This window comes from Micrococcus sp. 2A (genome assembly GCF_039519235.1).
In the GTDB taxonomy this organism is placed as follows: Bacteria; Actinomycetota; Actinomycetes; order Actinomycetales; family Micrococcaceae; genus Micrococcus.
This window is the reverse complement of record NZ_CP154351.1, coordinates 2,470,870-2,484,974: the sequence shown is the minus strand read 5'-3', so window position 1 is coordinate 2,484,974 and position 14,105 is coordinate 2,470,870. Positions and strand designations below refer to the sequence as shown.

The 14,105-nt window shown below is 73.9% G+C and carries 13 protein-coding genes; 7 read left to right on the top strand and 6 right to left on the bottom strand.

The genetic code is table 11. The features are described 5' to 3' along the window. Positions 1-3 precede the first annotated feature (3 nt). A complete protein-coding gene (locus AAG742_RS11520; protein ID WP_298714345.1) occupies positions 4-1,080 on the bottom strand; it encodes an iron-siderophore ABC transporter substrate-binding protein in 1,077 nt (358 codons plus the stop codon). Positions 1,081-1,282: 202 nt separating this feature from the next. Here AAG742_RS11520 and AAG742_RS11515 point away from each other — a divergent pair, with 202 nt between their 5' ends. The 4 genes from AAG742_RS11515 (at position 1,283) to AAG742_RS11500 (ending at position 5,287) form a co-directional block, all read left to right on the top strand. Beyond that, positions 1,283-2,026, top strand: coding sequence for a ubiquinone/menaquinone biosynthesis methyltransferase (locus tag AAG742_RS11515; RefSeq protein WP_298714343.1), 744 nt, complete (start codon positions 1,283-1,285; stop codon positions 2,024-2,026). A 333-nt stretch (positions 2,027-2,359) separates the two neighbouring features. Beyond that, the gene (locus AAG742_RS11510) at positions 2,360-3,088 is read left to right on the top strand and encodes a response regulator transcription factor (protein ID WP_298714340.1); all 729 of its coding nucleotides are present in this window, start codon (positions 2,360-2,362) and stop codon (positions 3,086-3,088) included. Then, entirely contained in the window at positions 3,069-4,760 is a 1,692-nt protein-coding gene (locus AAG742_RS11505; protein WP_298714338.1) for a HAMP domain-containing sensor histidine kinase, read from the top strand. The genes AAG742_RS11510 and AAG742_RS11505 overlap by 20 nt, the downstream gene beginning before the upstream one ends. 140 nt (positions 4,761-4,900) lie before the next feature. Next, positions 4,901-5,287 carry a WGxxGxxG family protein gene (locus tag AAG742_RS11500; protein ID WP_298714334.1) on the top strand — a complete coding sequence of 129 codons (387 nt, stop codon included), beginning with the start codon at positions 4,901-4,903 and terminating at the stop codon, positions 5,285-5,287. 93 nt (positions 5,288-5,380) lie between these two features. Here the strand turns inward: AAG742_RS11500 and AAG742_RS11495 are convergent, their stop codons facing one another. Beyond that, entirely contained in the window at positions 5,381-6,304 is a 924-nt protein-coding gene (locus tag AAG742_RS11495) for an ArgP/LysG family DNA-binding transcriptional regulator (protein ID WP_298714331.1), read from the bottom strand. A gap of 69 nt (positions 6,305-6,373) precedes the next feature. Between AAG742_RS11495 and AAG742_RS11490 the strand changes: the two genes are divergently transcribed. Genes AAG742_RS11490 through AAG742_RS11480 form a run of 3 tightly spaced genes read left to right on the top strand, consistent with a single transcriptional unit; the run spans position 6,374 to position 9,627 of the window. Further along, positions 6,374-7,204, top strand: a complete 831-nt coding sequence (locus AAG742_RS11490) for a LysE family transporter (protein ID WP_343282155.1) — start codon at positions 6,374-6,376, stop codon at positions 7,202-7,204. A gap of 25 nt (positions 7,205-7,229) precedes the next feature. Next, positions 7,230-7,700, top strand: coding sequence for an NUDIX domain-containing protein (locus tag AAG742_RS11485; protein ID WP_298714325.1), 471 nt, complete (start codon positions 7,230-7,232; stop codon positions 7,698-7,700). A 58-nt stretch (positions 7,701-7,758) separates the two neighbouring features. Further along, a complete protein-coding gene (locus AAG742_RS11480) occupies positions 7,759-9,627 on the top strand; it encodes an ABC transporter ATP-binding protein (protein ID WP_298714320.1) in 1,869 nt (622 codons plus the stop codon). A gap of 84 nt (positions 9,628-9,711) precedes the next feature. Here AAG742_RS11480 and AAG742_RS11475 read toward each other — a convergent pair whose 3' ends face one another. The 4 genes from AAG742_RS11475 to AAG742_RS11460 form a co-directional block, all read right to left on the bottom strand. Further along, on the bottom strand, positions 9,712-10,896 hold the full coding sequence (locus tag AAG742_RS11475) for an ABC transporter permease (protein ID WP_298714317.1): 1,185 nt from the start codon (positions 10,894-10,896) through the stop codon (positions 9,712-9,714). Beyond that, positions 10,893-11,777, bottom strand: coding sequence for an ATP-binding cassette domain-containing protein (locus AAG742_RS11470; RefSeq protein WP_298714314.1), 885 nt, complete (start codon positions 11,775-11,777; stop codon positions 10,893-10,895). Before AAG742_RS11470 ends, AAG742_RS11475 begins: the two co-directional genes overlap by 4 nt. Before the next feature lie 147 nt (positions 11,778-11,924). After that, positions 11,925-12,686 carry a response regulator transcription factor gene (locus AAG742_RS11465; protein ID WP_298714311.1) on the bottom strand — a complete coding sequence of 254 codons (762 nt, stop codon included), beginning with the start codon at positions 12,684-12,686 and terminating at the stop codon, positions 11,925-11,927. Continuing rightward, positions 12,683-13,996 carry a sensor histidine kinase gene (locus AAG742_RS11460; RefSeq protein WP_298714308.1) on the bottom strand — a complete coding sequence of 438 codons (1,314 nt, stop codon included), beginning with the start codon at positions 13,994-13,996 and terminating at the stop codon, positions 12,683-12,685. Before AAG742_RS11460 ends, AAG742_RS11465 begins: the two co-directional genes overlap by 4 nt. Positions 13,997-14,105: the final 109 nt, after the last annotated feature.

The following is a 14,105-nucleotide window of genomic DNA, read 5'->3' as shown; positions in this document are numbered from 1 at the left end:
GGATCAGCCCTGCGCGGTCTTCGCGGCCTCGGCGATCGGCGGGACGACCTTCTCGAGCGCGAACGGGATGGACAGCGGGGAGATCGCGGAGACGGAGAGGACCTCCTGCTCGTCCGTCTGCAGGACGAGGGCGCCGGCCTTCACCGCGGGGATCGAGCCCAGCAGGGGGTCGGACTCGATGGCCTCGCGGACCGAGTCCTGGGCGGCCCAGGAGACGAAGACGTCCGCCTCCAGCTCGTCCGCGCGCTCGGGCGACCACGTGAAGAAGAACGCCTGGTCCTTGGGGGAGTTCTCCGTCACCACCGGCGCCTGCTCCATGCCGAGCAGCTCGAGGAACTTCGGGCGGTTGTCCACGTCCGTGTAGATGCTGATCTGGTCCGCGGCGGCGGGGTCGATGGTGCCGTAGACGAAGGAGGCGCCCTGGAGGTCCGCGTGCTTCTCGCCGGCGTCCTTGATCTGCTGCTCGAGGTCCGCGATGAGCTCCTCCGCCTCCTGCTCCTTGCCGAGCACGCGGCCGATGACCTCCGTGGACTGCTGCCACGAGGTGCCGTAGGCGGGGACGTCCTTCGGGTAGGCCACGGTGGGGGCGATCTTTGAGAGGCGGTCGTAGTCCTCCTGCGTGATGCCGGAGTAGACGGCGAGGATGACGTCCGGCTTCACGGCGGCGATCGCCTCGGCGTCGATGCCGGAGGCCTCGGACCACTGCACGGGCTTCTGGGCGCCCTCGGTCTCGGCGAGCTTCGCGTCGAACCAGTCGGTGGACTTCTCCGCGTTCCCGCCGAACTCCACGGCGGCCATGCCCACCGGCACCACCCCGAGGGCGAGGGCCACGTCCTGGTTCACCCAGGACACGGTGGCCACGCGGGTCGGGCGCTGCGGGATCTCGGTGGTGCCGTAGACGTGCTCGATGCTGCGCGGGAACGCGGCGTCCCCGCCCGCGGGGTCCGACGACGACGCACCGGCCGACGCGGACGAGGCGGAGCCTCCCGCCGGGCCGGTGGCGCACGCGCCGAGCAGGAGGGTGAGGCCGACTCCCCCGCCGGCGAGGAGGGAGCGGCGGGACAGGGGGGACGATGCCATGGTGGTGGCCTTTCACGGTCGCGACGCGCGGGCGCCGGGCGGAGGGGGTCGGGTCTGCGGTCGGAGGATGCGTCGGCCCTGCCGGGCCAGCATTAGCGAACATCGACGTGAGGTAACTCCGGAAGGTTAGGACAACCTAACGCTGCTGTGCAATCCCGGTGAGGGGCGTCGTCGGGGGAGGTGGGCGGGATACGGTGGCCTGGTGAGCCAGAACCCCCTCCCCGCCCCGCGTGGCGACGCCCAGCGCGGCGCCGCCGACCACCACGACCGGGTCTCCGCGATGTTCGACGCCATCGCCAGCCGCTACGACCTGATGAACGCTGTCATGACATGGGGTCAGGAGCCGCGTCTGGTGCGCCACACGGTGGCGCGGGCCAACATCCCCGCGCAGGCCCGCGTGCTCGACCTGGCCACCGGCACCGGCGACCTCGCGTTCGAGGTGCTCAAGCAGCACCCCGACGCGCAGGTGGTGGGCGCCGACATCGCCGCCGAGATGATGGAGGTCGGCCGTGCCCGCGCGGGCGGGGACCGCATCGAGTGGGTCGTCGCGGACGCGACCGACCTGCCGTTCGAGGCCGACTCGTTCGACGCCGTGACCCACGGCTACCTGCTGCGCAACGTCGCGGACATCCCGGCGACCCTCGCCGAGCAGTTCCGCGTGCTGCGCCCCGGCGGCTGGGTCGCGGCCCTCGAGACGTCGCCGGCGCCGGACAACGTGCTCAAGCCGTTCTCCTCCTTCTACATCCACCGGGTGATGCCGCAGCTCGCGAAGCTGATCGCCGACCGGCCCGAGGCCTACGCGTACCTGTCCTCCTCGACGAAGGCGTTCCACACGCCAGACGAGGTCGCGGACCTCTTCGCCGGGGCCGGCTTCGTGAACATCGGCCACGAGACCCGCATGTTCGGCACCCTGGCCACGCACTGGGCCATGAAGCCGGTCGACTGACGCGCGCCACGCGCCGCGGCCTCAGCGCAGGGCGGCCCCGGTGGCACCGCCAGATGTGTCAGGGCTGTGATGAGTCACGCTGGTGTCCGCTTTCTGAGAAGACTGTCGGCCGAGCCAGCTGATCCGCGTAGCATGGGGCTCCTTCGAGGGGGACCCGCGCATCCCCCCGACCCTCGGTCGCCGCCCGTCCGCCATCCCCCGGAACGGCGTCGCCCCTCCGTCGTGAGGCGCTCGTCCCCGCAGCCCGCGACGTCCGCGTGGGCACCGTGAACCGTCTCCCGAACGTAGAGGAACCTTGTGAGCCCCATCCAGAGCACCACCGGCTCGTCATCCATGGCAGAGCTGAAGAAGGTCCTGCCCGAGCTCTCGCACCCGGACGGAGCGCCGGTGCGGGTGCTCGTCGTGGACGACGAGCCGATGATCGCCGACCTGCTCTCCATGGGCTTCACCCTGTGCGGCTGGGAGGTGATCGTGGCCCACGACGGCGCGACCGCCGTCGAGCTGGGCGCCGCCGGCCGGCCGGACCTGGCGATCCTGGACGTCATGCTGCCGGACATGGACGGCCTGGACGTCCTGGAGCGCCTGCGCGCCCACTGGTCGGAGATGCCCGCCATGTTCCTCACCGCCAAGGACGCGACGGAGGACCGCGTGGCGGGCCTGGCCGCCGGCGGCGACGACTACGTGACCAAGCCCTTCTCCATGGAGGAGGTGCTCATCCGCGCGCACCGGCTCGTGCAGCGTTCCGGCGTGGTCTCGGGCGGCTCCGAGGTGCTCGCGGTCGGCGACCTGGTGATGAACACCCGCACCCACGAGGTGACCCGCGGCGGCGAGGAGATCGAACTGACGGCCACGCAGTACAACCTGCTGAAGTTCCTCATGGCCAACGTCCGCACGGTGCTCTCCAAGGAGCGCATCCTGCAGGACGTCTGGGGTTACGACTTCGGCGGCCGCGCGAACATCGTCGAGCTGTACATCTCCTACCTGCGGAAGAAGATCGACGCGGACCGGGATCCGATGATCCACACCATCCGCGGCGCCGGGTATGTCATCCGGCCTGCCTGAGACCGCCGCGGTCCCGTCGGGGCGCGGCAGCACCCGCCGCACGCGGCCCACATCGCTGGCCCGACGCATCGGCGCCGGCGTCCTTCTGATCCTGGTGGCCACCATCCTGGCCTACTCGTTCTTCGCGGCCGGCATCACGAAGGCCCTGCTGGCCGAATCCGCCTCCCGGGACGCCTCCGAAGCATGGATCCGCGCCTCGGAGCAGCTGACGGCCCCCTCGCCGGGCGGAGGGGGCGACGCCGGCCCCGGGGAGGGGTACCTCCGCGCGCCGGGCACCCTCGGCCAGCCCGAGGGCACGGTGGTCGCGCTCGTCCCGCTCTCCGGTCTGGAGGCGCATCAGCAGGACACCCTCACCGGGCACCGGGTCGGTGACGCCGGGCAGTCCGTGCCGCTCACGGCGCGGGAGGCCCACGACCTCCTGCACGCCGTCCGGGACCGGCCGGGCGGGCCGATGCTGGACGCCGTCGTCGGCGACGTCTCCTATCGCGTCCAGGCCCAGACCCTGACCGCGCCGGGCCCCCGGGTGGCCGCAGACCAGGTGCTCGTGGTGGGGGCGCCGACGGGCGCCATGTCCGACATCGCGCGCCAGGCGCTGGTCGCGGTCGCCGTCGGACTGTCCGTCACCGTCCTCACCACCGCGATCCTGGTGAACCTGTGGCTGCGTCGGGGCCTGGCCCCGCTCAGCGAGGTCGCCGCCGTCGCCGAGCGGGTCGCCCAGGTGGACATGGCCCGCGCCGGGCTCGACCCGGAGGACTCACGCATGCCGCCTCGGCTCCTGCAGGGGCCGGACGAGGTGGCCGTCGTCGCCCAGGCGCTCGACCGGTTCACCGGCTCGGTCGAGGCGGCCCTGGAGCAGCGCCGCGTGCAGGAGCAGCAGATGCGCCGGTTCATGGCGGACGCCTCCCACGAGCTGCGCACGCCGCTCGCCTCGGTGCGCGGCTACGCCGAGATGATCGCGATGACGGAGGAGCTCTCCGCGACCGGCCGACGGTCGCTCGGCCGGGTGCTGTTCCAGGCCGACCGGATGGCGGCCCTCGTGGACGACATGCTCCTGCTCGAACGGCTCGAGTCCGTCTCGCGCGGCCGGGCCATGGGCCTGGAGCCCTCCGGGGAGGTGGCGCTGGCCGAACAGGTGGACCTGTCCGAGGTGGTCCTCGAGGGCGTGATGGACGCCCGCGCTGCGTGGCCGGACTACACGTGGGTGGTGGACCTGCCCGAGGGGGCGGAGCCGGGCGCCCAGCGGTCCGTCACCGGCGACCGGTCTCAGCTGGCCCGCGTGGTCGGCAACCTGCTCTCCAACGCGGCCAAGCACACCCCCGTCGGGACCACCGTCACGGCCTCCGTGCGGCAGGACCGGCCCCGGCCCGGCTTCATGCTCGTCAGCGTCCACGACGACGGCGGCGGCATCCCGGCCGACCGACACGCCACCCTCTTCCACCGCTTCGTCCGCGGCCCCGGGAAGGGCCGGACGGACACCCCGGGCACGGAGCCGTCCACGGGTCTGGGTCTGGCCATCGTGCGCTCGATCGCGCGCAGCCATGGCGGGGACGTGACCGTGGCGTCCGAGGGCGGGTGGACGCGCTTCGACGTCGTCGTGCCCTGCGTCCCGGGGCGCGCCGGGCCGGGGGCTGCGGGCTCCTGCCGCGGTTCCGCCCGGGCTGGCCGGCCCTGACCCCGGGTCGGCAACCGTGGACGGACCCCCACCCCCCTGTGCGTACGGTGCTTGTGTATGACCGACAGGGTCGTCTGGGACTTCCGGCCGATCCACCCCGACGCCGGTCGGCGCAGGCCGCCGGTGAGAGGAGCACGAACATGACTGACATCCGCCGCACCGCTACCGCCCTGACCCTCGGCGCCGCCGTCGTCGCCGGCCTCGGCGCCCCCGCCGCCGTCGCGCAGACCACGGCCCCGGCCACCGAGACCGCCACCACGGCCCCGGCCTCGCAGTCGCCCGCCCCCCAGGAGGAGGAGAAGGACGACAACGGCAACTGGGGCCTGTGGGGCCTGGCCGGCCTGCTGGGCCTGGCGGGCCTGGCCGGCCGCCGCAAGCGTGAGGTGCACGCCGAGCCCGTGCGCCGCGACCACCACGTGGGCGGCGCGCACCGCGACCATGACGTGCACCGCGTGGACGACCGCGCCGGCGACGTGCGTGCCGAGGGCGCGGACACCCGCCGCCCGGGCACCGGCGACGCCCGCTGACCCGACCCCGGCCGCCCCGAGCGGCCCGCGACTGCGACCCCCGCCCCTGAGGCGGGGGTCGCGGTGCGTCCGGGCGGGTCTCGACTCCGCCCCTCAGTCCGCCGTGTCCCCCGCCGAGGGCGCGGCGCGAAGCACCGCGTCGGTGAGCCGGTCCAGGGCTGCGGTCCCGGCCGTCCAGCGCTGCCAGTGCAGGTGCACGTCGACCGCGCCGAGGGCCGGGATCGGCTCGAGATCGGGGTGCCGGCCCTCGAGCACGCCCGGCGGGATCTGCACCGAGGGGAGCATGCCCCAGCCCAGCCCGAGCTCCACCGCCCGCAGATAGGAGTGCACGGAGGGCACGAGGTGGGTCGGCGGGTCGGCCACGGGCCGGCCGCGGGTGACGCGGCGCAGCACCGTGTGCTGCAGGCCGTCGCGGGGGCCGTAGTCCACGATCGGCAGTGTGCCGAAGTCGACCCGGCCTCGCGCGTCGCGGTGCAGCTCCAGCAGGAAGGACGCGCACACCGCGTGATAGCGCATCGTGCCCAGCGGGGTGGAGGTGCACCCCGCCACGGGCGTGGGGTCGTCCGTCACCGCGGCCACCACCGCGCCGTCCCGCAGCAGGACGGCGGTGTGCTCCTGGTCCTCGGACTGCATCTGCAGGACGACGTCGTCCCACGTCGCCGCCTCGCGCAGCACGGGCTCCCACCACGTGTCGAGTGAGTCCGCGTTGAGGGCCACGCGCAGCGGCACGCGGCCTCCGTCGCCGTGGCCGAGCGCGGCGAGCGCCTCGTCCTCGAGCGCGAGGGCCTGCCGGGCGAGACGGAGCAGGCGCTCTCCGGCCGCGGTCGGCCGGACGGGGACGGTGCGGGCCAGGAGCACCTGGCCCACCTGCCGCTCCAGGGCCTTGATCCGCTGCGAGAAGGCCGAGCCGGAGATCCGCAGGGTGTCCGCGGCGGCGTCGAAGGTGCCGTGGTCGACGGCCGCGACGAGGGCGCGCAGGTGGTCGGAGTTCATGCGGTCCAGGGTAGGGGTGGTCATGAAGGATGTCTTCAGATCTTGAAGAAGATCGCGATGGCCCGGACGTGGGACGGCTCCTATCCTCGCTCGGTGACCATCTTCGCCACCGGATTCCTGACCTACCTCGCCCTCATCGTCGCCATCGGCGCGCAGACCCTGTTCCTGCTGCGCCAGATCGTCCGACGCGACCGCGTGTGGACCGTCTTGACCGTGTGCTTCGTGGCCGATGTGGCGCTGCTCGTGCTCGGCGCCGGCGGCGTGGGCGTGGTGGCCGAACGCTGGCCGTGGCTCGTGCCCGCGCTGACCGTGGCCGGCGTGGTCTACCTCCTCGGTTTCGCCGCGGGCGCGCTGCGCTCCGCCTGGCGCGGGGACCGGACCCTCACCACCGTGGCCGCGGACGTCGAGGGGACCGGGCACGGCCCCGACCGCATCGACCTCGCGGTCCTCACCGGCGAGCTGCCGCTGATCGACCCGGCCACCGGCCGCCTGGCCGATCGCGAGCCGGCCGGGGCCGGCGTCGGGCGTCACGACGACGCCGCGCCCGGCTTCGGCGCCCCCTCGGGCGGCGGTTCGGTGGCGGTGCGGCAGCGCGTGCAGCCGCGCCGCGTGGCGCTGGACCGCCCGCAGACGCCGCTGCCGCGGATCATCCTGCTGGCGCTGTCCGTCTCCCTGGTGAACCCGCACGCCATCCTCGACACCGTGGTCATGATGGGCACCTTCGCGCAGACGTTCGGGGCGGCGAAGTGGACGTACGTGGGCGGCGCGGTGGCGGCCTCGCTGGTCTGGTTCACCGCGCTCGGCTGGGGCGGCACGAAGCTCGCCCCGTCCATGGACTCGGCGCGGACGTGGCGGATCGTGGACGCCGTGGTGGGCGTGCTCATGCTGGGAATCGCCGTGAAGGTGGGGCTCACGCTCCTCTGAGCCGCCCGGGGAGGATGATGGGGGCATGAGTCCTTCCCCCTCCGACTCCGCCCGCACGCCGACCGTCGCGGCCGTGGAGGTCATCCGCGTCTCCGCCGTCGTGCTGGCCCGCCCGGACCGTCGCGTGCTGACCGTCCGCAAGGCTGGCACCGCCATGTTCATGTTCCCCGGTGGCAAGCACCTGCCCGGCGAGGCCCCCGTGGTCACCGCCGTCCGCGAGGTGGCCGAGGAGACCGGGCTGTGCCTGCGCCCGGACGAGCTGACCCGCCTGGGCGCGTGGGACACCGCCGCCGCCAACGAGCCCGGTGCCGCCCTGCACTCGGAGGTGTTCGCGCTGTGGCGGCCCGTCGCCCGGCACGAGGTCCCCGAGCCGACGGACGAGATCGTCGAGCTGCACTGGATGGACCCCGCCGCCCCGGCCGCACCGGGCGGGCACGGCGTGGCCCCGCTGCTGCACCCCGTGCTGGCCGCCGTCGCCGCCACGCCCCCGTTCTGACGTCGGCGCGGGCCGACCGGCCCGCGCCGATGCCCGCCCCGGCCACTAGCCTGGCCCGGTGACCTCCCTGCTGCGCATCCTGCGCTTCGCGCCCCAGCTGAACCCGCTCTACCTCGGCATCGCCGTCAGCTCCGTGCTGGCCGCGCTGCTCAGCCTCGCCACCCCGTTCCTCATCGGCGCGGCCACGGACCGGATCGTGGACGCCGTGGCCGGGCGGACCGGTGTGGCCGAGGCCGTCACCGCGGTGACCTGGCTGGCGGTCGCGTTCCTCGCCGTCGAGGTGGCCACCACCGCGGTGGTGAGCGTGGGCGGCTACTGGGGAGACGTGATGGCCGCGCGCATGCGAACCGTCCTCTCCACGCGGTACTTCGAGCACCTGCTGCACCTGCCGCAGCGGTACTTCGACACCGCGCTCACCGGCCGCATCACCAACCGGCTGAACCGCTCCATCACGGAGCTCACCCAGTTCCTGCAGTTCTTCGCGAACAACGCGTTCACCATGCTCATCACCACCGCCGCGGTCCTGGTGATCACGGGGTTCTACTGGTGGCCCCTCGCGGTCCTGCTGGCCGTGGTGTTCCCCGTGTACATGTGGCTCACCGCCAAGACCTCGACGAAGTGGCAGGTGTGGGAGGGGGAGAAGAACACCGAGGTGGACGTCGCCTCGGGACGCTTCGCCGAGGTGGTCTCCCAGATGGCCGTGGTGCGCGCCTACAACCGGCAGGAGCACGAGCTCGCCGGGTTCCGCGAGCGGTTCACCAAGACCGTGGGGCTCACCCGCACGCAGTCCCGGTTCTGGCACGGCATGGACGCGTGGCGCCGGCTCGCCATGAACGTGGTCTTCGGGCTGATGTACCTCATCGTGTTCGTGCGGACGGCGCAGGGGCTGTTCTCGGTGGGGGACATGGTGATCCTCCTGCAGCTGATGAACATGGCCCGCCAGCCGATCTTCTCCATGAGCTACCTCGTGGACTCCGCGCAGCGCGCCGTGGCCGGGTCGAAGGACTACTTCGCCGTGCTCGAGGAGGAGCGGGAGCGCGCGGGCGGACGGGCGCTCGAGGCGGGGGAGGTGCGTGCTGTCCCGAACGGGCCGGCGGAGGCGCGCGCCGACGTCGTCGAGGGCGAGACAGTGCCGCTTCCCGCGGACGTCCCCGCCGTCCGCTTCACGGACGTGACGTTCGCCTACGACGACGACGCCGCCCGCCCCGTGCTCGACCGCGTCACCTTCGAGGCGGGCGTGGGCGAGAAGATCGCATTCGTGGGGGAGTCCGGCGGCGGCAAGTCCACGATCACGAACCTGCTCATGGGGCTCTATCCCGTGGGAGACGGGCGGATCGAGGTGTTCGGGAACGACGTCGCGGGGCTGGACCTGGCCGCGGTGCGCGGCTCGATCGCCACCGTGTTCCAGGAGCCGTTCCTGTTCTCCGGGACCGTGCGGGAGAACATCGCCTACGCCGACCCGGACGCCACCGACGAGCGGGTGCGCGCCGCGGCGAAGGCGGCGTACGCGGACTCGTTCGTGGAGGGCTTCGACCACGGCTACGAGCAGATCATCGGCGAGCGCGGCCTGCGGCTCTCCGGCGGGCAGAAGCAGCGCATCGCGGTGGCGCGGGCGGTGCTCAAGGACGCGCCGATCCTGGTACTGGACGAGGCCACGTCCGCCCTCGACACCCGTTCCGAGCGCCTCGTGCAGGCCGCGCTCGAGGAGCTCATGGTGGGCCGGACGAGCCTGATCGTGGCGCACCGCCTGAGCACGATCGCCTCCGTGGACCGGATCGTCACGCTGCGCGCCGGTCGCGTGGAGGAGATCGGGACGCCCGCGGAGCTCTCGCGCAGCGGAGGCATCTACGCCCAGCTGCTCCAGCTGCAGCAGGCCGGCACCAAGGAGGCCAAGAGGATGCTCAAGGAGTACGGCATCCACGGCTGAGCCCGAGGCGGCGCCCCGCGCTCCGCGCCTCGCGCCTGACCGCTCCGGACGACGTCGTGGTGCGCGGCGACCTCACCCCGCGCGTCAGCCCCGCAGCGCCTTCCGCCACGTCAGCGCCTTGCCGGTCCGCAGGATGGACCTCTCGTAGATCGCTGCCGCGAGCCAGATGGCCAGGGCGGTCGCCGCCACGAGGATCCCGAGCGAGAGCACGTGCTCCCACCTCTGCCCCTGCCCCAGGAAGATCCGCAGCGGCACGGCCACCGGCGCCGAGAACGGGATCCAGCTCATGATCCGCAGCGCGTCCGGGTTGTCGTTGAACATGATCACCCCGACGTACGGGAGCATGATCATCAGCATCACGGGCATGGACGTGGAGCCGATGTCCTCCTGCCGCGACACCATGGACGCCGCCGCCGCGTACAGCGCCGCGAGCATCACGAAGCCGATGCTGAACAGCACCACGAACCACAGGATCGGCACGCCCAGGCCGTCCAGCGGCAGCACGTCGCCGTTGATCTGCATCCCCAGCAGCAGGGCCCCGGCCACGAGCGCGACCTGCAGGATCGCCATCGCCGCGTTGCCCAGCACCTTGCCGGCCATCATGGCGCGCGCGGGCACGGCGGCCAGGAGGATCTCCACGATCCGCGACTGCTTCTCCTCGATCACGGACACCGCGATCTGCTGGCCGAACGTCACCGCGGCCATGAAGAACACCAGCCCGAAGCCCAGGGCGATGAGGGAGCGCAGCATCGGGCTCGGCGCGGTCGGGTCCAGCAGCGCCACCGACGGGCTGGTGGACAGCGCCTGCACCAGGTCGGTGGGCACGTCGGTCATCGCCAGCACGCCCAGTCCGGACGGGCTCTGCGGGTCCGGCACGACGGCGGCGCTCACCTCCCCGCTCTCCACCGCGGCCCGCGCCGCGGCCACGTCGCCCACGGTCCGCGTCTCGTAGCCCTCGCCGAGGGCGCCCACCGCCGGGGCGGTCTGCTCGACGGCGGCCACGCGCGTCGCGTCGCCGGCGAGCAGCTCGCCCAGTCGCGGGGCGAGCAGGGTCGCGGCCAGCGCCGCCGCGATCACGATGAGCGTCGTGATCACGAACGCCTTGGAAGCGGCCTTGACCCGCATCTCGCGGGCGGCCACGGTGCCGACGGCGGCCCAGAACGGGGTGCGGCGGGATCGGCGGAGCCGCGGCGCGGGCGTCGGGGTGACTCCGGCGACCTGGTGCGACGGGCCCGTGGCCGGCATCGGTGCGGGGTGGGCGGTGCTCATCGGGTGACCTCCGTGAAGATCTCGTGCAGGGTGCGGGGGACGGGGCCGAAGCGGCGGACGCCGCCCCGGGTGACGGCCTCGCCGAGGACGGACTGCGCGGCGGCCTCGTCGACGGCGCGGAAGCGGGCGCGGCCGCCGTCGAAGGCGAGGACCTCCACCCCCTGCATCCCGCGCACCCAGCCGGTGTCGGTGTCGGCGACGAGCTCCCATTCGGGCTCGGCGTGGGCGGCGAGCAGCTGTGCGCGGGTGCCGGCGGCGCGGACGCGGCCGTCCGCCAGGATCACCAGCTCGTCGCACAGGCGCTCCACCACGTCGAGCTGGTGGGAGGAGAACAGCACCGGCACGCCGGTGTCCGCGGTCTCGCGCAGCACCTGCAGGGTGGTGGCGACGGCGTTCGGGTCGAGGCCGGAGAACGGCTCGTCGAGCACGAGGGCCACGGGCTCGTGCACGAGCGCCGCCGCGATCTGGGCGCGCTGCTGGTTGCCGAGGGAGAGCTCCTCCAGCCGGCTCCCGGCGCGCTCGGCGAGGCTGAGCCGCTCGAGCATCTCCAGCCCGCGGGCCTTCGCCGCCGCCCCGCCCATCCCGTGCAGCCGCCCCAGGTAGACGAGCTGGTCCAGCACCGCCATCTTGGGGTACAGCCCACGCTCCTCCGGCATGTAGCCGATGCCCGCACGGTAGTCCGCGGTGATGGGCGCGCCGTCCACGTCGATGCTCCCCGAGTCCGGCGTGAGCACGCCGAGCAGGATGCGCATGGTGGTGGTCTTGCCCGCGCCGTTGCCGCCGACGAATCCCGTCATGAGGCCCGGGCGGATGTCGAAGGAGAGGTCCTTGAGCACGTGGGCCGCGCCGAAGGACTTGTTCACGCCTGTCACGCTGATCATGGCATCAGGCTAGGGAGACGACGCCGGCCGGCGCCTCCGCCGCCGGGGTGAACTTCGGCCGGGGACGCCTCTCCCCCGGGCGGGGGAGGGGGCCGCCGGACGGGAGCCGCCCGTCCGCATCGGGGGAGGCGTCGGGGGGCGCGCCCGTCAGCCCGCCATCCCGCGCTGGAACGCCCAGATCACCGCGTGCACGCGGTCCCGGGCGCCGGTCTTCAGGAGCACGTTGGACACGTGGGTCTTCACGGTCGCCTCCCCCACGAACAGCTCGCGCGCGATCTCCCCGTTGGAGAGCCCGCGGGCCATCGCGCGCAGCACCTCGGCCTCCCGGGCCGTCAGCCCGACGCCGTCCCCAGCCCCGGCTCCGGACCCGACGCCGCGCGCAGGCCCGGCGGGCAGGGGGTCCGCGGGTGCCGGGTCCGCGGGTGCCGGGGCCGCGGGAGCCGCGTCCGCGGGAGCCGCGTCCGCCGGGGGCGGCGCCGCCCCGGCCCCGGCGGTCATGCGCTGCAGCACCCGGCGCGTGACCTGGGGGTCCAGCAGGGCGTCGCCGCGGCCGAGCACGCGCACGGCCTCGATCAGCTCCTCCGGCCCGGCCGACTTCAGCAGGAAGCCCGCGGCCCCGGCCGTCAGGGCGGCGAAGAGCGCCTCGTCCGTGTCGAAGGTCGTGAGGATGAGCACGGCGGCCCGCGTGCCGCCCGCCACCAGCCGACGCGTGGCCTCCACGCCGTCCAGCCGCGGCATCTGCACGTCCATGCAGACCACGTCGGGGTCCGTCTCGGCGGCCAGGCGAAGCGCGTCCTCCCCGTCCCCGGCCTCGCCCACCACCTCCAGGTCGGGCTGGGAGCGCAGGATCGCGGTGAAGCCCACGCGGATCAGGGGCTGGTCGTCCACCAGCAGGACGCGCAGGGTCATGGGGTCTCCTCCTCGATCACGGCGGGCACCTCGGCCCGCACGAGCCATCCGCCGGAGTCCTTCGGTCCGGCCTGCACCGCGCCGCCCACCGACGCGACGCGCTCCTGCATGCCCACCAGGCCCAGCCCGGCACCGGAGGCGAGGCCGGCCGAGCGGGCGCCCCGTCCGTCGTCGCTGACCTCGAGCTCCACGCGGTCCGGCTCTGTGCGCAGCCGCACCTCGACGGCGGCGCGCGGCCCCGCGTGCTTGCGCGCGTTGGTGAGGCCCTCCTGCGCCACCCGGTACAGGGCGAGCTCGGCGGGCGGGGTGAGCGAGGGCGGGGGGCCGATCCGCGTGAGGCGCACGTCCTGGCCCGCCGACCGTGCCTCCTCCACGAGGCCCTCGAGGTCCTCGAGGGTGGGGAGGGCGGAGTGTGCGCCGGCGTCGTCGCGCAGGGTGTGGACCATGGTCTTGAGCTCGGCGACCGCCTCGCGGGCGGAGGACTCGACGCCGTGCAGGTGGCGCGCGGCGGCGTCGGGGTCCGCGGCCAGGGTGAGCCGTGCCGCGCCGGCCTGCACGCCCATGGCGGTGACGTGGTGTGCGACGACGTCGTGCAGCTCGCGGGCGATCCGCAGCCGCTCGAGGGACACGGCCTGCTCGGCGAGCCGCTCCTGCTGGGCGCGGATCTCCGCATGGGCGGCCTCGAGGTCCTGGCGGGCGAGCGCCTGGCGCCACGCGCGGTCCCCGAAGAGCCACGCCGCGCCGAAGTAGGCGAGGTTGACGAGGGTCTGGATGCCGGCCATGGCGAAGTACGCGTTGACGCCGCGCTCGCCGACCTCGGGGTCGCTGAAGCCGTCCACCATGACCCACGCGAGCCACACGGCCATGACCGCCGCGATCCCGGTGCGTGCCCAGAACGCGCGCCGCCGGTCCGGGCACCACGCCCCCACCGTGTAGAAGGCGAGGAACAGCACCACCTGCGAGGCGTAGAGCTCGACGCCCACCCACGTGGAGACCGCGAAGTACGTCAGCGAGACGACCGCGGCGACGGCCACCGGGAAGCGCCGGCGCCACGCGAGGGGGAGGGCCAGGGCGACGGCGCCGAGGGCGACCCAGCCGACGTCCTGCCTCCACGGCATCGAGCCCAGGAAGTCGGAGAGGTAGGCCAGCTCGACGCCGGCCACCACGAGCACCGCGGCGAGGATCGCGTCTGCGCGCCGCCAGCGGGGGGACAGCGCGCGCACGAGGGGGCGCCCGCCGCCGGCGGTGGCGCCGCCGACGGCCACGTCCGGGGGGCTCGGGACGACGTCGACGGCAGGGGTGGCGGGCATGCGCCCCACCCTAGCGACGGGTGCGGCGGGGGCACCTCCCCCGCGCGGGGGAGATCCGACGCCGCGCGCGTGCCGCCGACGCGGCGGGTCACCACGAGGGGCTGGAGTG